We start from the raw sequence: 23,032 nt of genomic DNA on the forward strand, positions 1-23,032 counted from the left end.
GCGAGAGGTCTGCGAAAGTGACGTTCGACGAACAGGACGGCGCACTGCCCGGTGAGGCGCCGGGCGGCGCCCCGGACACGCCGCCCGCGACGCTGGGCGAACTCTTCACCCGGCAGGCGGGCCGGACGCCCGGCGCCGTCGCCCTGGTGCACGAGGACGTACGGATGACGTACGCGGAGGTGGAGGCCGCCGCCAACCGGCTGGCCCGGGTGCTCCTCGGCCGGGGCGCCGGCCCGCGGCGGGTGGTGGCGCTGGCGCTGCCGCGTACGGCGGACCTGGTCGTGGCCGTCCTGGCGGTGCTCAAGAGCGGCGCGGCCTATCTGCCGCTGGACCCCGGGTACCCGGCCGAGCGCATCGCCCTCCTGCTGCGGGACGTGGCACCCGTCGCCGTACTGACGGTGCGTGAGGTGGCCGGCGTGCTGCCCGCGGCGGGCGGCGGCCCCGGAGGCGTCCCCGCGGTGCTGCTCGACGACGACGGGACGCGGCGGCTCCTGGACGGCGCCTCGCCCGCGCCCGTCACCTACGCCGACCGCGGCGGGCGGCCGGACCCGCACGACTGCGCGTACGTCATCCACACCTCGGGCTCCACCGGCACCCCGAAGGGCGTGGTGACCACCCACGACAACGTCGTCCGCCTGCTCACCTCCACCGCGCACTGGTTCGGCTGCGGTCCGGACGACACCTGGAGCCTCTTCCACTCCTGCGCCTTCGACGTCTCGGTGTGGGAGATGTTCGGCGCGCTGCTGACCGGCGGCCGGCTCGTGGTCGTCCCGTACCGGGTGGGCCGGTCGCCCGCCGAGTTCCTGGCGCTGCTCGCCCGCGAGCGGGTCACCGTCCTGTGCCAGACACCGACCGCCTTCCGCGCGCTGCTGACCGCCGACCGCGAGAACCCCGGCGCCCTGCGGGACGCCCCGCTGCGCACGGTCGTCCTCGCCGGTGAGGCGCTCGACCCCGCCCGGCTCGCCGACTGGTACGACCGGCACCCCGACGACGCGCCGCTGCTGGTCAACATGTACGGCACGACCGAGACCACCGTGCACGCCACCTACGCCCCCTACGACCGGTCCATCGCCCGGCCCGGCGCGCCGAGCGCCATCGGGGAGCCCGTTCCCGACCTCGCGCTGTACGTGCTGGACGACCGGCTGGACGAGGTGCCGCCCGGCGTCACGGGCGAGCTGTACGTCGCGGGCAGGGGCCTGGCGCGCGGCTACCTGAACCGCCCCGGGCCGACCGCCGCACGGTTCGTCGCCTGTCCGTACGGCCCGCCCGGCGCGCGCATGTACCGGACCGGCGACCTGGTGCGGCGCGGTCCCGGCGGCGGGCTGGAGTTCGCCGGCCGCTGCGACGACCAGGTCAAGATCCGTGGTTTCCGTATCGAGCCGGGGGAGGTGGAGGCCGCGCTCGCGGCCCACCCGGACGTCGCTCAGGCCGCGGTGGCCGTGCACCGGGACGCGGACGGCGGGCCGTGCCTGGTCGGCTACGTCGTTCCGTACCCGGACGCCACGCGGGCCGGGACCGCCGCCCGTGCGGCGGACACGGACGAGGCGACGGCGGTCTGGCGGCAGGTGTACGACGACCTGTACGCCGCCACCGGCAGTCGGTCCGCGGCCCTGGGCGAGGACTTCGCCGGGTGGCGGAGCAGCGTCGACGGGCGGCCCGTCCCGCCGGAGCAGATGCGCGAGTGGTGCGACGCCGCGGCCGGGCGGGTGCGGTCCCTGCGGCCCCGCCGGGTCCTGGAGATCGGCGTCGGCACCGGCCTGCTCCTGGCCCGGCTCGCCCCGCACTGCGAGAGCTACTGGGGCACCGACCTGTCCGCCGAGGCCGTCACCGGGCTGCGCGGCAAGCTCGCGGCGCATCCCGCGCTGGCCGCCCGCACCACACTGACCTGCCAGGCCGCCGACGACACGCGGGGGCTGCCGGAGGGCGGCTTCGACGTCGTCGTACTGAACTCCGTCGCCCAGTACTTCCCCGACGCCGACTACCTCCTCGCCGTGCTGCGCGGCGCGCTCGACCGCCTCGTACCAGGCGGCGCCCTGTTCGTCGGCGACGTACGCGACCTCCGGCTGGCCCGCCGCTTCCACACCGCATTGCACCGGCGACGGGCGACCGCACGCGGCGTACGCGGCACCGCGCCGGACGACGCCGCGGTCCGGCGAAGCCTGGCCCGCGAAAAGGAACTGCTGGTCGCACCCGGCTTCTTCACGGCCCTGCCGGACGGGCCGCTGCCCGGGGTGAGCGCGGTGGACATCCGCGTCAAACGCGGGCGGCACCACAACGAGCTGAGCCGCTACCGGTACGACGTGGTGCTCCGCAAAGGCCCGCTCTCCGCCGTCTCCCTCGCCGACGTGCCCTGTGCGCGGTGGGGGAGCGAGGTGCCCGGTCTGCCCTCGCTGGCGGCCCGGCTGCGCACCGGGCGGCCCGGCGCGCTGCGGGTGAGCGGCATCCCCAACGGACGTCTGGACGAGGACGGAGCAGCCGCGGGACCGCCCGGCACCGGGCCCGCCGTCGATCCGGAAGACCTCCACGGCCTGGCTGCCGCGGCCGGCTGCCAGGCGCTCGTCACCTGGTCCGAGGCGGACGACGGAAGCCTGGACGCCGTGTTCCTGAGGGAGGCGGAACGGGACGACGACGGGCGTACGGAGGAGAGCGCGCGCCCCGTGACGCCGCTCTCCGCCGCGGACGGCGTGGCGTACACCGACGTCCACCGCCCGGCGGTACGCGCCCGCGGCGACCTGCGCTCCCTGCGCGCGCTGACCAGCGAACCGGCCCGGCACCGGGCCGACGCCGCGCTGGGCACCGCCGTACGCGAGGCCGTCGCGGCCCGGCTGCCGCACCACATGGTCCCGTCCGCCGTCGTGGTCCTCGACGAGCTGCCGATGACGGTGAACGGCAAGCTGGACCGGCACGCACTGCCCGCGCCGGACCCGCACGCCACCCACCGCGGCCCCGAAGGACGCGCACCGCGCGACGCCCGCGAGGAAATCCTGTGCGGCCTCTTCGCGGAGACCCTCTGCCGGGCCGAAGTCGGCCCGGACCAGGACTTCTTCGACCTCGGCGGACATTCGCTGCTGGCCACGGGGCTGGTCAACCGGGTGCGGTCGGCCTTCGGCACGGAGCTGGGCCTGCGCGCGGTGTTCGAGGCACCGACCCCGGCGGGCCTGGCCACGCGGCTGACCACCGGGGGCCACCGCCGTCCCGCGCTGACGGCCCGGAACCCGCGCCCCGCGGAGCTGCCGCTGTCCTTCGCGCAGCGCCGGATGTGGTTCCTGCACCACCTGGAAGGGCCGCGCCCCACCCACCACGTCCCGCTCACCCTCACGCTCTCCGGACGCCTCGACCGGCAGGCACTGGAAGCGGCGCTGCACGACGTCATGGCGCGCCACGAACCGCTGCGCACCGTCTTCCCGGAGGGCGCCGACGGGCCGCGGCAGTCCGTACTGCACCCCGATGCCGTACGCCTGGAGATGACGGTCACCGGGACCACCCCGGACGCCGTCCAGGGCCTGGTGCACGAGGCCGCCCGCCAGGGGTTCGACCTCGCCGCCGAACCGCCCGTACGGGCCCGGCTGTTCGTCCTGGGACCGGAGGACCACCTGCTGGCCCTGACACTGCACCACATCGCGGCGGACGGCTGGTCGCTGGCCCCTCTGTGGCGCGACCTCTCACACGCCTACGAGGAGCGCAGCCAGGGCCGCCCGCCGACCTGGCCCCCGCTGCCCGCGCAGTACGCCGACTACGCCCTGTGGCAGCGCGAACTGCTCGACACGGACGACGGAACCGGCACCACCACGGCCGCCGTCCAGCTCGCCTACTGGACGAAGAAGCTGGCCGGGCTGCCGGACCGGCTCGCGCTGCCCTGGGACCGGCCGCGCCCCGGCACGCCCACCGGACGCAGCGGCACCTGCCGCTTCCGGTGGGACGAGGCGCTCCTGGAAGCGGTGCGCGCGCTGGCGCGGGAGTGCCACGCGACCCCGTCCATGGTGGTGCAGGCGGGACTCGCCGCGCTCCTGACACGGCTGGGCGCGGGCGAGGACGTCCCGATCGGCACCCCCGTCGCCGGACGCACCGACGAGGCACTGCACGACCTGGTCGGCTTCTTCGTCAACACCCTGGTGCTGCGCGTCGACACCGCGGGCGCACCGGACTTCCGCACCCTGCTGGCCCGCGTACGCGAGACCGGCCTGGAGGCATACGCCCACCAGGACGTACCCGTCGAACGGGTCGTCGAAGCGCTCCGCCCGGACCGTCCGGGCGACCGCCACCCGCTGTTCTCCACCATGCTGGTCTGGCAGCACACCCCCGCCGCCCCGCCCGAACTGCCCGGCATCACCGCCGTGGCCCGGGAGCTGGACACCGGCACCCTCGTCACCGACCTGGAAATCAGCGTCACGGAGACGCCGGGCGCCGCCGACGGGACGGGCACCCTGACCGGCGTCGCCCACTTCGACGCCGACCTCTTCGACCCCACCACCGTCGACACCCTCCTGGAGCGGCTGCGGCACCTGCTGACCGACGCGACCGCCGACCCCGGCCGGCCCATCGGCGACCTCGACACGCGTACGGCAGCAGAACGCGCAGCCACCCCGGAGGAGACCGCAGGCCGAAGGACGCGCCAGGCGCTGCTGCCGGACCTGTTCGCACGCCAGGCCGCCCGCACGCCCGACACACCGGCCGTGACCTGCGGTGACACCACCCTGACCTACGGCGGACTCGACGCCGCCGCCAACCGGCTCGCACGGCTGCTCATCGCACGGGGCGCCGGACCCGAACGGTTCGTGGCGCTGGAGCTGCCGCGCTCGTCCGCCCTCGTCGTCGCCGTGCTCGCGGTGCTCAAGTCCGGCGCCGCCTACGTGCCGCTGGAACCCGGCCAGCCCGCCGGACGCAACGCCGGGATCCTGCGGGCCGCCCGCCCGGTGCTGCTGCTCACCACCCGGACACCGGCGGCAGCGTCCCCCGTCCCGTATCTCGTCTGGGACGGCCCGGAGCAGGCCGACGCCCTCCGCCGGTACTCCACCACGCCCGTACGGGACCACGAACGCGTCCGGCCCCTCCTGCCCGCGCACCCCGCCTACGTCATCCACACCTCCGGCTCCACCGGCGAACCCAAGGGCGTGGTGGTCCCGCACCACGCCGTGGCCCGCCTCTTCAGCGACGCGCAGGCACTCGGCTTCCGCTCCGACGACGTCGCGCCGCTGCTCCACTCCCACACCTTCGACCTCTCGGTCTGGGAGATGTGGGGCCCCCTGCTGCACGGCGCCCGACTGGTCGTGGTGCCGTACGAGGAGAGCCGCTCCCCGGCGGAACTGCTGCGGCTGCTCGTACGGGAAGGCGTCACCCGGCTCCACCAGACGCCGACCGCCTTCGAGCAGCTGGCACAGGCCCTGCGCGAGGAACCCGGACTCGCCGCAGAACTGAGCCTGCGCCGCGTCGAACTCGGCGCCGAAGCGCTCACGTCCCGCACCGCGCGGGAGGGCCGCGAACTGCTGCCCGGCGCGCGCTTCGTCCACGCGTACGGACCCACCGAGACCACGGTGTTCGTGGTCGCCGGATTCCTCGACGGGCCCCTGCCGGACCACCGGGCACCGGCCCTCGGCCGACCGCTGGGCGGCATCCGCGCCCACGTCCTGGACGACGCGCTGCGCCCGGCCCCACCGGGCGCGGCGGCGGAACTCTACGTCGCGGGCGCCGGAGTGACGCGCGGCTACCTGGGCCGGAGCGCGCTCACCGCGGAACGCTACGTGGCCTGCCCGTACGGGCCGCCGGGGGAGCGGATGTACCGGACCGGGGACGTGGTCCGCGGGCGCGCCGACGGCTCGCTGGAGTTCGTGGGCCGCGCGGACGAGCAGGTCAAGGTACGGGGCTGCCGCGTCGAACCGGGGGAGGTGCGGGCCGCGCTGAGCACGCACTCCACGGTCGCCTCGGCCGCGGTCGTCGTCCGCGAGGACCGGCCGGGCGACCGGCGGCTCGTCGCGTACGTGACATCCGCCGCCGGACGGGCCGCCGACCCGCGGGAACTGCGCCGGTACGCGGCCGAGCGGCTGCCGGACCCCCTGGTGCCCGCCGCGGTCGTCGTCCTGGAGGAGCTGCCGCTGACCACCGGCGGCAAACTGGACCGCGCCCGGCTTCCGCAGCCCGACTACGCGGGGGCCTCCTCGCGCCGGGGACCCCGCGACGGCCGGGAGCGGACGCTGTGCCGTCTCTTCGCCGAGGTGCTCGGCCTCGGCACCGGCACGGCAGGCGTGGACGACGACTTCTTCGGCCTCGGCGGCGACAGCATCAGCGCCGTCCAGCTCGTGAGCCGGGCCCGGCGGGCAGGGCTCGCCCTCACCCCGCGCGACGTCTTCCGTCACCGGACCGCCGGAGCCCTCGCCGCGCGCGCGGGCGAAACGCAGGACGGGCCCACTGCCCCCACCAGGCCTGCCACCCTTGCCGGGCACGACAGCGGTCCGCTGCCCCTCACCCCCGTCATGCACGCCCTCCGGGAGACCGGCGGACCGGTGGCGGGCTGCCACCAGTCCGTCCTGCTCCAGGTGCCGCCGGGACTCGGCACGCCGCACCTGGCCACCGCGCTGCGTACGCTGACCGACCACCATGACGCGCTGCGGCTGCGGCTGACCCGGGTGGGCGGCGTGGCCTGGACGCTGGATATCGATCTGCCCGGAACCGGGGCTGGGGCCGGGGCGGGGCCCGGTGCAGGCACGGACACCGGCAGCGGAGTGGGCGGCGGCGCAGGCCCCGCCCCGGACTTCGTCCGCCGGGTGGACGCAGCGGAGCTGGACGCCGCCGCGCTCGACGCCGCCGTACGCCGCCACAAGGACGCCGCACGGGACCGCCTGGACCCGGAGTCGGGCCGGACCGCGGGTCTCGTCCAGGCCGTCTGGTTCGATGCCGGTCCCGGCAGGCCGGGACGGCTGCTGCTGACGGTCCACCACCTCGCCGTGGACGGCGTCTCCTGGCGCGTGCTGCTGCCCGACCTGCAAGCCGCCTGGGAGGCCGCCGCAGCAGGCCGTTCCTCCGCGCTCGAACCGGTGGGCACCTCGCTGCGCTCCTGGTCGCGGCACCTCGCCGACCTGGCGCAGCGGCACGACCGCGTCGCCGAACTTCCCCTGTGGTCCGGCATGACCCGCACCGCCGAACCACCCCTGTCCCGCCTCCCGTACGACCCGGCCCGCGACCTGGCGAGCACCGTCCGGCGGCTCACCCTGACCCTGCCGCCGGAACGGACGGCCCCGCTGCTCGGCCCGGCGCCCGCCGCCCTGCACGGCAGGACCGACGACCTCCTCCTCACCGCCCTCGGCCTGGCCGTCGCCGACTGGCGCCGCCGCCGGACGGGATGCCCGGAGACCGCCGTACTCCTCGACATCGAACGGCACGGCCGCGACGAGACGAAGACTGGGGACGACGCGGAAGGCGGGGACGACGCGAAGACCGGGGACGACGCGAAGAGCGGGGACGACGCGAAGACCGGGGACGACGCGAAGAGCGGGGCCGGCGCGGAAGGCGGAGCGGAGCCCGGCAGCGGTACGGCGCGGAGCGCGGCCGCGGGTGCCGACCTGGCGCGGACCGTCGGCTGGCTCACCAGCGTCCACCCCGTACGCCTCGACCCGGGCAGCGCCGACGCCGCCCGGCTCCGCTCCGGCGGACCCGCGCTGGACCGGGCCTACCGGCGTGTCAAGGAACAACTGCGCGCGGTCCCCGGCAACGGCATCGGCTACGGCCTGCTGCGCCACCTCAACCCCCAGACCGCCCCGGTCCTCGCCGGCGGGACCCGCCCGCTGATCCGCTACAACAACCTCGGCCGCCCGGCCCGGAAGACCGGGGACTGGGCGCCGGTGCCCGGCGCGGGCGGCATCACCGGCGAGGCCGACCCCGCGCAGCCCGTCACCCACCTCGTCGAGCTGGACGTGCTGGCCGAGGACCGGCCCGGCGGCCCGGTCCTGACGGCGACCTGGTCCTGGCCCGGCGCCCTGTTCACCGACGACGAGGTACGCGACCTCGCGGACACCTGGTCCGGCCTGCTCACCGCACTCACGGACCGGGCCACGGCGCCGGAAGCGGACGGCCGCACACCCGCCGACTTCCCCCTCACCGGCCTCACCGAGGACGAAACCGCACAGCTGACGCGCGACTGCCCGGACCTGGCCGACGTCTGGCCCCTCACCCCGCTCCAGGAAGGGCTGCTCTTCCACGCCCTGTACGACGAGCGGGCCCCGGACGTCTACACCAGCCAGCTCGCCGTGGACCTGCACGGCCCCCTCGACCCGGGCACATTGCGCGCGGCGGGACAGGCCGTACTGGAGCGCCACCCCGCCCTCCGCGTCACCTTCCGGCACGACGGCCTGCGCACCCCCGTCCAGGTGGTGCCGCACCCACGGGCCGTCACCCTGCCCTGGGCCGAGCACGACCTCGCGGACCTGACCGGCGACGAACAGGCGACCCACGCGGACCGCATCGCGTCCGGCACCCGCGCCACCCGCTTCGACCTCGCCCGCGGCCCGCTGCTGCGGCTCACCCTGCTGCGGCTCGGTCCCGCCCGGCACCGGCTGCTGCTGACGGCCCAGCATCTGATCCTGGACGGCTGGTCCGGGCCGCTCGTACTGCGGGAGCTGCTCGCGGTCCACGCGGCGGGCGGCGGCCTCGTACGTCCGGCCGCCCCGGCGTCCTACCGGGAGTACCTGCTCCGGCTCGCCGCGCAGGACCGCACGGTGGCCGAAGCCGCCTGGCAGCAGGCCCTCTCCGGAGTGGCCGGGCCGACCCTCGTGGCACCCGGTCGCGCGACGGATGCGACGGATGCGACGGATGCGACGGTGGCGCAGGACAGCGTCCGGGCCATGCTGTCCACCGGGCTGACCGCGTCCCTGCGCGCCCTGGCCCGCCGCCACGGACTGACGCTGAACACCGTGTTCCAAGGTGCCTGGGCCGTGGTCCTGCGCGCTCTGACCGGGCAGGACGACGTCCTGTTCGGCACGACGGTCTCCGGCCGGACCGCGGACGTCCCGGGCGTCGAGGACATGATCGGGATGTTCAACAACACCGTGCCGGTACGGGTACGCCTCGACGCGGCCCGCCCCTTCGCCCAGGCCCTGTCCCGCCTCCAGGACGAACAGGCGGGGCTGCTGCCCCACCAGCACCTCGGGCTTCCCCGGCTGCACCGCCTCTGCGGGCACGACCAGCTCTTCGACACCCTCCTGGTCTTCGAGAACCTCCCCTCGGAGACCTTGGGCAGGGGTACGGGGCCGCTGCGGGCTTCGGCCCTCCGGATCACCTCCGGCACGCACTACCCGCTGAGCCTGGCCGTCCTGCCCGGCGAACGGCTGAGCCTCAAACTGGGCCACCGCTCCGACGTGTTCGACACACCTGCCGCGGCGGCCACCCTCCACCGCCTGGTCCGCGTCCTGAAGGCAGCGGCGGACGACCCGGACCGGCCGGTGAGCCGCCTCCCCGTCCTCTCACCCGCGGAACGCACCCGCGTACTGCACACCTGGAGCGCCCGGCCAGGCCCCGCGCCCACCCCGCGAACCTGGCCCGCCCTCTTCGAAGCCCAAGCCGCACGGACGCCCCACGCCACGGCGGTACGGAGCGCCGACGCCGCGCTCACCTACGCCGAACTCGACGCGGCGGCCGGCCGGCTGGCGCGGCTGATCATCCCGTACGGCGCGGGCCCCGAGCGGACGGTGGCCGTCGCACTGCCCCGCTCCGCCGGACTGATCGTCGCGGTCCTGGCCGTCCTGAAGGCCGGAGCCGCCTACGTACCCCTGGACCCGGCCTACCCGGCCGCGCGGATCACGTCCCTGCTGCGCGACACCCGCCCGGTGCTGCTGCTCACGGACAGTGCCACCGCCGGGACCCTGCCGCCGGGCCCGGAGCCCCGCCTGACACCGGACGACCCGCACACCCGCACCCTGCTCGGCACGCTCCCGGGCACCCCCGTCCAGGACACCGAGCGCACCACGCCCTTGCTGCCCCAACACCCCGCCTACGTCATCCACACCTCCGGCTCGACCGGCCGTCCGAAGGGCGTACAGGTCCCGCACGAAGGCATCGCCGCACTCGCCGCCGCACAGATCGACCGCTTCGGTACCGGCCCCGGAAGCGTCGTCCTGCTCTTCGCCTCGCTGAGCTTCGACGCCTCCGTGTCCGACCTGTGCACCGCACTTCTCTCCGGAGCCACCCTGGCCGTCGCGCCCGCGGACACCCTCCTCGCCGGCCGGGAACTCACCGATGCCGTCGCACGGTTCGGCGTGACCCACCTGAAGCTGCCGCCGAGCGTCCTAGCCGGACTGCCGGCCGGGGCGCTGCCGCCGGAGGTCGCGCTCGCGGTGGCGGGGGAGCCGTGCTCCGCCGAACTGGCGGCGCGGTGGGCCGCCACACACCGCCTGGTGAATGTGTACGGGCCGACGGAGGCGACGGTGTGTGTGTTGATGTCGGGGTTGTTGTCGGTGGGGTTGTTGGGTGTTGGTGGTGGTGTGCCGTCGGTTGGTGTGCCGTTGGTTGGGGTGCGGGTGTTTGTGTTGGATGGGGGGTTGGGGCCGGTGGTGGTGGGTGTGGTGGGGGAGTTGTATGTGGCGGGGGTGGGGTTGGCGCGGGGGTATGTGGGGTGTGCGGGGTTGACGGCGGAGCGGTTTGTGGCGTGTCCGTTTGGTGGGGTGGGGGAGCGGATGTATCGGACGGGGGATTTGGTGCGGTGGCGTGGTGATGGGCAGTTGGAGTTTGTTGGGCGGGTGGATGAGCAGGTGAAGGTGCGGGGTTTTCGTGTGGAGCCGGGTGAGGTGGAGGCGGTTGTTGTTGGTCATCCGGGTGTTTCTCATGCTGTGGTGGTGGTGCGTGAGGACCGTCCGGGGGACCGGAGGCTGGTCGCGTACGTGTCACTCGCGGACACGGGAACGGGCACGGGAACGAGAACGGGCGCGGATTCGGATGCGGGGGCGCCGACGCCCGGCGGTCTGCGCCGCTACCTGGGCGACCGGCTGCCCGCCCACCTGGTGCCTTCGGCCGTGGTCGTCCTGGACGCCCTGCCGCTCACCCCCAACGGCAAGCTGGACCCACGGGCCCTTCCCGAACCCCGGGGGGCCACGGCGGGACGCGGGCCGCGCGACGCCCGCGAGGAGATTCTGTGCGGCCTGTTCGCCGACGTGCTCGGGCTGCCGGAGGTGAGTGCCGAGGACGACTTCTTCGCACGGGGCGGGCACTCCCTCCTCGCGGTCCGGCTCGCCGGGCTGGCCCGCGCGGCGCTGGGCCGGGAGCTGACCATCCGTGCCCTGTTCGAGGCGCGTACCCCGGCTGCGCTGGCACGGCGCGTGGACGGAGCGGCGGCCGCCCGTCCCCCCGTCGTACGCGCCGGACGGCCTGCCCGGCTGCCGCTGTCGTCCGCGCAACGGCGCCTGTGGTTCCTGCACCGGCTGGAGGGACCCGGCGCGACGTACAACGTGCCGCTGGTGCTGCGGCTGCGTGGCGCGGTGGACGCCGACGCGCTGGACGCGGCGCTGAGAGATGTGGTGGGACGCCACGAGGTGCTGCGGACGGTGTTCGCCGAGGCGTCGGATGGCGAGCCGTACCAGGTGGTGCGCGGCCATGACGCGGACCGGCCCTGCCTGACGGTGACGTCCGTCGGGAAGGCGTCGGCCGACTTGCCCGAGGTGACGCAGGCCGCGCGGTACGCGTTCGACCTGTCCGGCGAACTGCCGCTGCGCGCCGAGCTCTTCCAGGGCCCCGGGGCCGAGTCGGTGCTGGTGCTCCTCGTCCACCACATCGCCGCGGACGGGTGGTCCATGGTGCCGCTGTGGCGGGACGTGGCGACGGCGTACGAGGCGCGGGCAGAGGGTCGCACGCCGGAGTGGGGTGAGCTGCCGCTGCAGTACGCGGATTTCGCGCTGTGGCAGCAGGAGGTGGCAGGGAATGAGGCGGAGGGGGATGCCGGGTACGCGGCGCGGCACATCGCGTTCTGGCGGGAGGAACTGGCCGGTCTGCCGGACGGGTTGTCGTTGCCGTACGACCGTCCGCGACCGGCAGCCGGTGGCCACCGTGGCGCGGTCGTTCCGTTCCGGTGGGACGCGGAGCTGCACGGCCGGGTGGTGGAGCTGGCCCGGGGGTGTGGGGCGAGCGTGTTCATGGTGATGCAGGCCGCGCTGGCGGCGCTGCTGACGCGGCTGGGGGCCGGGACGGACATCCCGCTGGGGGCGCCGGTCGCGGGCCGGACCGACGCGGCCTGGGACGACGTGGTGGGGTTCTTCGTCAACACGCTGGTGCTGCGCACCGACACCTCCGGCGACCCCGCGTTCCGTGAACTGGTGGGCCGGGTGCGGGAGACGGACCTGCGGGCCTACGCTCATCAGGACGTACCGTTCGAACGGCTGGTCGAGGCGCTGAACCCGGAGCGCGCGGCCGACCGCAACCCGCGCTTCCAGATCGCCCTCGCCATGAACGGCACAGCCCCGGCCGGGTACGGGCTCCCGGGCGTCGGGACCGAGCAGATCCACCTCGCCACCGGCACCTCGAAGATGGACCTCACCGTCACCGTACGGGAGCGCCGGGACGACGGGCGGGCTCCGGCCGGACTCGAAGGGGAGGCGGAGTTCCGTACGGACCTGTTCGACCCGGCCACCGTCGAAAGCCTGCTCGCGCGCCTGCGCAGGCTGCTGGAGGCGGCCGTCGAAGCCCCGCACCGGCCCATCGGCAGCCTGGAGATCCTGACCTCCGCCGAACGGCACGCGCTGCTGGGGACCGCTCAGGACACCTCCCGCGAGGTACCCGCGGCGACGCTGCCCGCACTGTTCGCGGCCCAGGTGGCCCGTACCCCCGACGCGGTGGCGGTCGCGTCACCCGACACCCGGCTCACCTACGCGGAACTGAACGCCCGCGCCAACCGCCTGGCCCGGCTGCTGGCCGCCCGGGGCGCGGGCCCGGAAGGCGTGGTGGCGCTGGCGCTGCCGCGCTCCCCGGACCTGGTCACGGCCGTGCTCGCCGTCCTGAAGGCCGGCGCGGCCCACCTGCCCCTCGACCCCGCCCACCCGGCCGCGCGCATCGCCTTCCTGCTCGACGACGCTGCCCCCGCCCTCCTGGTCACCGACCACGCGACCGGCACCGCGCTCCCCGGCCCGTCGTCCGTACCCCGCCTCCTCCTGGACGCGGACGACACCGGACGCGCCCTCGCGGACCGGCCGGACACCGACCTCACCGACGCCGACCGGCTCGCGCCCCTTGGGCCCGCGCACCCCGCCTACGTGATCCACACCTCCGGTTCCTCCGGGACGCCGAAGGGCGTGGTGGTCTCCCACCGCGGCATCGCCTCCCTCGCCGCGAGCCAGCGCGAACGCCTCGGCGCCGGGCCGGGCAGCCGGGTGCTGGCCTTCGCCTCACCCGGTTTCGACGCGTCGTTCTGGGAGCTGTGCATGGCTCTCCTGACGGGCGCCTGCCTCGTCACCGCGCCCCCGGACCGCCTGCTGCCGGGCACCCCCCTGGCCGAGACCGTGGCCGCGCACGGCGTGACCCATCTGACGCTGCCGCCCTCGTCCCTGGCGGCGCTCGCCCCCGGCAGCCTCCCCGCGGGCATCACGCTCGTGGTGGCGGGGGAGCCCTGCCCCGCCGACCTGGTGGAACGCTGGGCCCCTGGCCGCTCGATGGTCAACGCGTACGGGCCGACGGAGGCGACGGTGTGTGTGTTGATGTCGGGGTTGTTGTCGGTGGGGGTGTTGGGTGTTGGTGGTGGTGTGCCGTCGGTTGGTGTGCCGTTGGTTGGGGTGCGGGTGTTTGTGTTGGATGGGGGGTTGGGGCCGGTGGTGGTGGGTGTGGTGGGGGAGTTGTATGTGGCGGGGGTGGGGTTGGCGCGGGGGTATGTGGGGTGTGCGGGGTTGACGGCGGAGCGGTTTGTGGCGTGTCCGTTTGGTGGGGTGGGGGAGCGGATGTATCGGACGGGGGATTTGGTGCGGTGGCGTGGTGATGGGCAGTTGGAGTTTGTTGGGCGGGTGGATGAGCAGGTGAAGGTGCGGGGTTTTCGTGTGGAGCCGGGTGAGGTGGAGGCGGTTGTTGTTGGTCATCCGGGTGTTGCTCGTGCTGTGGTGGTGGTGCGTGAGGATCGTGCGGGGGACCGGCGGTTGGTCGCGTACGTGTCACTCGCAGACACGGGAACGGGCACGGGAACGAGAACGGGCGCGGATTCGGGCGCGGGGGCGCCGACGCCCGGCGGGCTGCGCCGATACCTGAGCGACCGGCTGCCCGCCCACCTGGTGCCTTCGGCGGTCGTCGTCCTGGACGCCCTGCCGCTCACCCCCAACGGCAAGCTGGACCGCCGTGCGCTGCCCGCCCCGGACACCGCTGAGCGCGCCGCCTCCGGCCGCTCCCCCCGCACGCCCGGGGAAGAGGCGATGTGCGGCTTGTTCGCCGAGGTGCTCGGCGTGCCCGCGGTCGGCGCCGAGGACGGCTTCTTCGCGCTCGGCGGCCACTCCCTGCTCGCCACCCGGCTGGTCGACCGGGTCCGCACCGCCCTGGGCGCGGAACTCGAACTCCGCGCCGTCTTCGAGACACCGACCCCCGCCGCCCTGGCCGCCCGGCTCGGCACCGCGGCCCGCCCGCGCCCGGCGCTCCGCCCGCGCCCCCGGCCCGCCCGGGTGCCGCTGTCGTTCGGCCAGCGGCGCCTGTGGACGCTGCACCGCATGACGGGGCCGAGCCCCGCGTACAACGTGCCGCTGGTGCTGCGGCTGCGCGGCGCGGTGGACGCCGACGCGCTGGACGCGGCGCTGGGGGACGTGATGGAGCGGCACGAGGTGCTGCGGACGGTGTTCGCCGAGGCGGCGGACGGCGAGCCGTACCAGGTGACGCGGCCGGCCGTCGGGCCTTTCCTCGTCCGGGCACCGGCCGCGTACCGGTCGGCCGAGGTGTTGGCGAGCGCGGTGTGCCGCGCGACGCGCCACAGGTTCGATCTCGCAGCGGAACTCCCGTTCCGTGCGTCGCTGTTCCCGTGCGCCGACGGCGGCGAGTCGGTGCTGGTGCTCCTCGTCCACCACATCGCCGCGGACGGGTGGTCCATGGCGCCGCTGTGGCGGGACGTGGCGACGGCGTACGAGGCGCGGGCAGGCGGCCGTGCGCCGGAGTGGGCTGCGCTGCCGGTGCAGTATGCGGATTTCGCGCTGTGGCAGCGGGAGGCGGCGGGGGATGAGGTGGCGGGGGACACCGGGTACGCGGCGCCGCACATCGCGTTCTGGCGGGAGGAACTGGCCGGTCTGCCGAGCCAGTTGACGCTGCCGTACGACCGCTCGCGGCCGAGCGACCCCCGCCGCCGGGGCGCGGTCGTCCCGTTCCGGTGGGACACGGAGCTGCACGGCCGGGTGATGGAACTGGCCAGGACACACGGGGCGAGCGTGTTCATGGTGGTGCAGGCCGCCGTGGCGGCGCTGCTGACCCGGCTCGGAGCGGGGACGGACATCCCACTGGGCACACCCGTCGCAGGCCGTACCGACGCCGCACTGGACGAGGTCGTCGGATTCTTCGTCAACACGCTGGTGCTGCGCACCGACACCTCCGGCGACCCGTCGTTCCACGATCTGGTCCAGCGGGTCAGGGAGCGTGACCTGCGGGCGTACGCGCACCAGGACGTGCCCTTCGAACGGATCGTCGAGGCACTGAACCCGGACCGTTCCGCCGACCGCAACCCGCTCTTCCAGGTGGCCCTCGCCGTGGACACGGCGTCCGGCGACGCGCCCGCCCTGCCCGGGGTGGCGGTCGAGCGGGAGGAGGCGCACACCGGCACCGCCAAGTTCGACCTCTCCTTCCGCCTCACCGAGCAGCGGGGACCGGGCGGGCGGCCCGCCGGGATCGACGGTTCGGTGGAGTTCGCCACCGCCCTGTTCGACCGCGGCACCGCCGAAATCCTGGCCGTACGGCTGCGACGGCTCCTGACGGCGGTCGTCACCCGGCCCGACCGGCCCATCGGGCAGGCGGACATCCTCTCCGCGGGCGAGCGCCGCCTGCTGCTGCACCGGTGGAGCGGCCCGGCACGCGGACTGCCGACGGGCCTCCTGCCCACGCTGTTCGAGGAACGGGCCGCCAGGGAACCCGACGCGCCCGCCCTCGTCGAAGGGGCGCGGTCGGCGACGTACGCGGAGACCAACGCCGACGCCAACCGCCTCGCCCACCTCCTGACCACCCGCGGCGCGGGACCGGAACGCGTCGTCGCCCTCTGCCTGCCGCGCTCCGCCACGGCCGTCCGGGCCGCCCTCGCCGTGGCCAAGACGGGCGCCGCCCACCTGCCCGTGGATCCCGCGCTGCCGCGCGAGCGGATCGCGTACCTGCTCCGCGACACCGCCCCCGTCGTCGTCGTGACCACCGCCGACGCCGCCCGCAAGGTGCCGCCGGACGGGCCGCCGCACCTCGTCCTGGACACCGCCGGGACGATCCGTTCCCTCGCCGGGCAGCCGGACCACGACCCCACCGACGCCGACCGGCTCGCGCCCCTCCGGCCCGCGCACCCCGCCTACGTCATCCACACCTCCGGCTCCACCGGCACGCCCAAGGGCGTCGTGGTGACCCACACGGGCCTGCACGCCCTCGCCGCCGCCCAGGTGGCCCGCTTCGGCCTGCGCCCCGGCAGCCGGGTGCTCCAGCTCGCCTCACCCAGCTTCGACGCGTCGGTGATGGAGACGCTGATGGCCTTCGCGTCGGGGGCCGCCCTGGTCGTGCCGCCGGCCGGTCCGCTGGGCGGCGAAGCCCTGGCGGACTTCCTGGCCCGGGAGCGTGTCACGCATTGCCTGGTCCCGCCGACGGTGCTGGCCGGTGTCCCGCACACCGCGCTGCCGGACCTGGAAACCCTGGTCATCGGAGGCGAGGCGGGCACCGGAGAGCTGGTGGCCCGCTGGTCGCCCGGCCGCCGCATGATCAACGCGTACGGCCCGACCGAGACGACGGTCTGCGCCACCCTCAGCGAGCCCCTGCACAGCACCGGCACCCCGCCGATCGGCGCGCCCGTCACCCACAGCCGCGCCTACGTGCTGGACGCCGCGCTGCGGCCGGTACCGCCGGGCGTCGCGGGGGAGCTGTACCTGGCGGGGGCCGGACTGGCCCGGGGCTACGCGAACCGCCCGGGGCCGACCGCCGAGCGGTTCGTGGCGTGCCCGTTCGGGGCCGCGGGGGAGCGGATGTACCGGACCGGGGACCTGGCACGGTGGCGCGTCGACGGGCAGCTGGAGTTCGCCGGGCGGGCGGACGACCAGGTGAAGGTACGCGGATTCCGCGTCGAACCGGGCGAGATCGAAGCGGCCCTCACCGCCCACCCCGCCGTCGCCCGCGCCGCCGTCACCGTCCGCACGGACGCGTCCGGCACCGCGCGGCTCGTCGGCTACGTGGTCGCCGCACCGGAGGGCCCCGCGCCCGGACCCGGCCCCGTACGGGAGTTCCTGCGCGCCCGGCTGCCCGATCACCTGGTCCCGGCCGCCGTCGTCACGCTGGACACGCTCCCGCTGACGCTCGGCGGCAAACTTGACCGGGACGCCCTGCCCGACCCGGGCTTCACCCCGGCACCGGCCGGACGCGCACCCCGCACACCTGAAGAAGAAGTGCTGTGCGGCCTGTTCGCCGAGGTACTGCGACTGCCCTCGGCCGGGGTGGACGACGACTTCTTCGACCTCGGCGGCGACTCCCTGCTGGCCACCAGGCTGGCCGGGCGCATCCGCGCCGTCCTCGGCACCGAACTCGACCTCCGGGGCTTCTTCGCCTCCCCGACCGTCGCCGGCACGGCCGGGCGCCTGCGTACCGCCCGGCGGGCCCGGCCCGTGCTGCGCCCCGCGGCCCGGCCGGAGACGGTGCCGCTGTCCCACGCCCAGCGCCGCCTCTGGTTCCTGCACCGTATGGAGGGGCCGAGCGCCACGTACAACATTCCCCTGGCCATGCGGCTCACCGGCCCGCTGGACGCCTCAGCGCTGCGTGCGGCGCTGGTGGACGTGATGGAACGGCACGAGGTGCTGCGCACCGTACTGCCCGAGACCGGTGGCGTGCCCCGGCAGAAGGTGCTCGGCCGGGACGCCGCGCACGCCGTCGTCACCGTCACGGACGCGACCGGCGCGGACGAGGCGGAGGTGAGCGCGCGGGTCCGCGCGGCGGCCCGCCGGTCCGTCGACCTGACCCGTGAACTCCCGCTCCGCGCCGACCTGCTCGTCCTCGGCCCCGGGGAACACGTCCTGGTGCTCGTCGTCCACCACATCGCCGCCGACGGCTGGTCCCTCGGCCCCCTGTGGCGCGACCTCGCCCACGCCTACACCGCCCGCCGCGCAGGCCGCCTGCCCGGCCTGCCGCCGCCACCCGTCCAGTACGCCGACTACACCCTCTGGCAGCACGAACTCCTCGGCGATCCCGACGACCCGGACAGCCTCCTCGCCGAACAGCTCGCCTACTGGACCGGGCACCTGCGCGACCTGCCCGACCAGCTGACGCTGCCCACCGACCGGCCGCGCCCGGCCGTGCCCTCGGGACGTGGCGAGATTCTGGCCTTCTCCTGGGACGCGACGGCACACCGGCGGCTCGCCGCGCTCGCCCGGGACTGCGGGGCGAGCGTGTTCATGGTCGTGCAGGCCGCGCTGGCCGCGCTGCTGACCCGGCTGGGCGCCGGTACCGACATCCCCATCGGCACCCCCGCCGCCGGACGGACCGACGCGGCGCTCGACGACGTCGTGGGCTTCTTCGTCAACACCCTCGTGCTGCGGACCGACACCTCCGGCGACCCCGCCTTCCGCGAACTCGTCGCCCGCGTACGGGACGTGAACCTCGCCGCGTACGCCCATCAGGACGTCCCCTTCGAGCGCCTCGTCGAAGCCCTCAACCCGCCCCGCACGGCCGCCCGCCACCCGCTCTTCCAGACGCTGCTGACCTGGCAGTCCGCCACCGGCCGGGAACGGGAACTGCCCGGCGTCACCGTCACCCCGCTGTCCGCCGGGACCGGGACCGCCCGGCTCGACATGGAGATCAACGCCACCGAACACCGCGCGCCGGACGGCACCCCCGCCGGTGTCGAGGCGATGGTCGAATTCAGCACCGACCTCTTCGACCGCCCCACCGTCGAGACCTTCGTGGCGCGGCTGCGCCGGATCGCCGACGCCGCGGCGGACGACCCCGGCCGGCGGATCAGCCGTACGGACCTCCGTACCGACCGTGAACGGCGCACCCTGCGCGAGCTGAACGACACCGCGCACGGCGTGCCCGGCCTGGTCCTCCCGCGCCTCTTCGAGGACCGGGCGGCCACGACACCCGACGCGCCCGCCCTGGTCTCCGACGACCGCACCCTCACCTACGCCGAACTGAACGCCTCGGCGAACCGCCTGGCCCGCCTGCTGGCCGCCCGCGGCGCCGGGCCGGAAAGCGTCGTCGCCCTGGCGCTGCCCCGCACCCCGGCCATGGTCACCGCCGTCCTCGCCGTCCTCAAGGCGGGCGCCGCCTACCTGTTCCTGGACCCCGGACACCCCGCCGGACGCCTCGCCTTCATGCTCGGCGACACCCGTCCCGTCCTGCTGGTCACGGACCGGGCCACCGCACCGGCGCTCCCGGCCACGGACATCCCGCGCCTGGTCCTGGACGGGACGCCCGCCGCCGACCTCCCCGCCGCCGACCTCCCCGCATCCGACCTCCCCGCCACCAACCTCACCGACGCCGACCGGCGTGCCCCCCTCGAACCGCTGCACCCCGCGTACGTCATCTACACCTCCGGCTCCACCGGCACCCCCAAGGGCGTCGTCGGCCTGCACCGGGGATGCGTCAACCGCCTGCTGTGGTGCGCCCGCGCCTACCCCTGGCACCCCGGGCAGCCGGTGCTCGCCAAGACGACGCTGAGCTTCATCGACGGCACCACCGAACTGCTGGGCGCACTGCTGCACGGCGCGCCGGTGATCCTCGCGGACTCCCTCACCGCCCGCAGCCCGGCGGAACTGGCCGCCCTCGTCGCCCGGCACCGCGCCACCCGCATCACCGTCGTGCCCAGCCTGCTGGCCGCCCTCCTGGACGGGGACACGGGGCTGCTGGTGACCTGCCGCCTGTGGGTGACCAGCGGCGAGGCCCTGCCGCCCGCCCTCTCGCAGCGGTTCGCCGAAGCCCTCCCGCACGCCCGGCTGGTGAACCTCTACGGCGCGTCCGAAGCCAGCGGCGACAGTCTGCACGCCGTCGCGCACGGCCCCGACGTGGCGGCCGGACGGCCCGTCTGGAACACCCGCGTACACGTCCTGGACGCCACCCTGCGCCCGGTACCGCCGGGGGTGCCGGGCGAGATCCACCTGACCGGCACCGGCCTGGCCCGCGGCTATCTGCACCGCCCCGCGCTCACCGCCGAACGCTTCGTCGCCGATCCCTTCGGCGCGCCCGGCGAACGGATGTACCGCACCGGCGACCTGGGACGGCAGCGCCCGGACGGCGTCGTGGAGTACCTCGGCAGGCTGGACGACCAGGTGCAGGTCAACGGCGTACGGATCGAGCCGGGCGAGGTGCAGGCCGCGGTCCTCGCCCACCCGGACGTGCACCGCGCCGCCGTGGCGGTCCGTGAGGACACCCCCGGCCGCCGACAGCTCGTCGCGTACGCGGTCCCCGCGCCCGGCGCGGAGCCGGACCCCGCGCAGGTACGGCGGTTCCTGCGGGCCCGGCTGCCGCAGTTCATGGTCCCGGCCGCCGTCGTCCTCCTGGACGACCTGCCGCTGACCGCCAACGGCAAACTGGACCGGCGCGCGCTGCCCGCCCCCGTCTTCACCACGGCGGAGAACGGCCGGGCACCGGGCACCCCTCCCGAGGAGATGATGGGCGCGCTCTTCGCCGAAGTGCTCGGCCTGCCGTCCGTGGGCCCCGACGACGGGTTCTTCGACCTCGGCGGCGACTCGCTGCTGGCGGCCCGCCTCACCAGCCGCGTCCGGGCGGTCTTCGGCACCGACCCGGGCATCCGCGCCCTGTTCGAGGCCCAGTCGCCCGCCGGGCTGGTACGGGCCCTGGGCGCCGCGGGCGACGAGGCCACCGCCACCGCCGACGCACTGGGCGTCCTGCTGCCGCTGCGCCCGCGGGGCAGCCGCCCGCCGCTGTTCTGCGTCCACCCCGCGTCGGGCATCAGCTGGCCGTACGCCGGCCTCATGCGTCACCTCGACGACCGCCCGGTCCACGGCCTCCAGGCCCGCGGCCTGACCGAGCCCGCCGCCCGCCCGGCGGCCATCGCGGACATGGCCGCCGACTACCTGGAGCAGATCCGCACCGTCCAGCCCTCCGGCCCCTACCACCTGCTCGGCTGGTCCTTCGGGGGCGCCGTCGCCCACGCGATGGCCACCCGCCTCCAGGAGCAGGGCGAAGAGGTCGCCTTCCTGGCCCTGCTGGACTCGGCTCCCCTCCAGGCCGCCCCCGACCGCGCACTTCCGCGCCACACCGCGCAGGACGTGGCCGAACTCTTCGTCGACTCGGTCGGCCGCCCCGATTCCGGAAGGGCACGCGGACCCGGCACGGCCTGCGGCCCCGACCCGGCCCGCGCGGCGGAAATCCTGCGCGACCGGGGCAGCGCGCTGGCCGCTCTGCTGGAAGAGCCCCTCGTGACGGCTCTGGCGGAGACCCTGACCGACAACACCCGCCTGCGCCGGTACACCTTCCGGCCCGGCGTTTTCCGAGGTGACCTGCTGCTGTTCAAGGCGGAACCCGAACGCGGCGAACTGCACTGGGCGGCGCAGGCGTGGCAGCCGTACGTCTCCGGTGCCGTGCTCACCCACGACGCGCGCTGCGAACACGGGCACATGATGCAGCCGCACGCCCTAGACCGGATCGGCCCGGTGATCGCCGCCGCTCTGGCCCGATCTGCGCAGCCGTACGCCCCGGACCGGCCCGGCACACCGGTGCCCGGCGAACCCCGTACCCCGACCGACCCCGCAAGGAGCCGAACGCCGTGACCAACCCCTTCGAGATCCCCGACGCCGCCTACCTCGTCCTCGTCAACGATGAGAACCAGCACTCCCTGTGGCCCGCCGCGGCCCGGCTGCCCGGCGGCTGGACCGTCGTGCACGGTGAGGACACGCGGCAGGGCTGCCTGGACCACGTGACGGCGCACTGGACGGACATGCGCCCGAAGTCCCTCGCCGACGCGATGGAGACGGCCGCCCCGGACCGCGGGCTGCCGCCTCAGTGAGGCGCCGGGGCGGCGGACAGGAGCGCGGACCACTCCTGTCCGGCGGCCCAGTCGGCGAAGCTGTGCCAGCCGACTTCGGGGTGGTCGCGCCGCAGTCCGGCGACGTCGACATCGAGGCCGACGTCGGTGAAGTACGCGAACATGGCCGCCAGGTCGGCGGACCGGGTACGGACATGGTCCAGCGGAACCTCTTGGTGGACGACCGGCCGCCCGGTGGCCGCCGCGAGCACCCCGGCGATGTGGTCCGGGGTGCACGTGTCGGAGGCGATGTCGATGCGGCGGCCGGCGAACGCGTCGCGACGCCGGAGGACCAGCGCCGCGAAGGCGCCGATGTCGGCGGCGGGAATGAGCGTGAGCGGCCGGCCGGCGGGCATGGGCCAGGCGAACGTGTCCTCGCGCAGCCCGTCGAGGGTCCAGCCGCTCGCGTAGTTGTCCATGAAGGCCGCCGGGGCGATCACGGTCCAGGGCACACCGGCGGTGCGGAGGTGCTGCTCGACCAGGTACTTGCTCTCGTAGTGCGGGATGCGGGTGCCGCGGTCCGCGTGGGCGGCGGAGGTGAGGACGACGTGCCCGAGGCGGGCGGCCGCCGCAGCGTCGACGAGGGCTCTGCCCTGCCGGGTCTCGGCGGCGGTGTCGGTGCCGAACGGGGTGGTGACCGCGAAGAGGGCGTCCGCGCCGGAGAGGGCGGCGCCGAGTGAGGCGCGGTCGTCGAAGTCGGCGTGGCGCACGTCGGCCCCCAGGCCGCGCAGCGCCTCGGCGGCGGGCGAGCCGGGGCGGCGGGTGAGGGCGCGTACGTGGTGGCCCGCGGTCAGCAGGGCGCGTGCGGTGGCTCCGCCCTGGGCTCCGGTGGCTCCGGTGACGGCGACGGTGAGCATGGTTCTCCTCGGCGGCTAAAATCGATGCGTGGCGCATTAACTG

General features: G+C 75.3%; 3 protein-coding genes. 2 read left to right on the plus strand and 1 reads right to left on the minus strand.

Annotated features, from left to right (window positions below; translation table 11 throughout):
- Window positions 1-17 precede the first annotated feature (17 nt).
- Both A6A06_RS22600 and A6A06_RS22605 read left to right on the plus strand, forming a co-directional pair.
- Window positions 18-21,878: a non-ribosomal peptide synthase/polyketide synthase gene (locus A6A06_RS22600; protein WP_073763070.1), complete on the plus strand. Its 21,861-nt coding sequence runs from the start codon at window positions 18-20 to the stop codon at window positions 21,876-21,878.
- Complete coding sequence (locus A6A06_RS22605) at window positions 21,875-22,114, plus strand: MbtH family protein (RefSeq protein WP_073763071.1); 240 nt, start codon at window positions 21,875-21,877, stop codon at window positions 22,112-22,114. The genes A6A06_RS22600 and A6A06_RS22605 overlap by 4 nt, the downstream gene beginning before the upstream one ends.
- Here A6A06_RS22605 and A6A06_RS22610 read toward each other — a convergent pair.
- Entirely contained in the window at window positions 22,108-22,989 is an 882-nt protein-coding gene (locus A6A06_RS22610; protein WP_073763072.1) for an NmrA/HSCARG family protein, read from the minus strand. The genes A6A06_RS22605 and A6A06_RS22610 overlap by 7 nt on opposite strands.
- Window positions 22,990-23,032: the final 43 nt, after the last annotated feature.

The sequence above is a fragment of the Streptomyces sp. CB02923 genome (assembly GCF_001905005.1).
GTDB lineage: Bacteria > Actinomycetota > Actinomycetes > Streptomycetales > Streptomycetaceae > Streptomyces.

Excerpts from the sequence above, each read along its gene's own strand:
- A6A06_RS22610 (WP_073763072.1), bottom strand. The coding sequence starts at position 22,989 with ATGCTCACCGTCGCCGTCACCGGAGCCACCGGAGCCCAGGGCGGAGCC.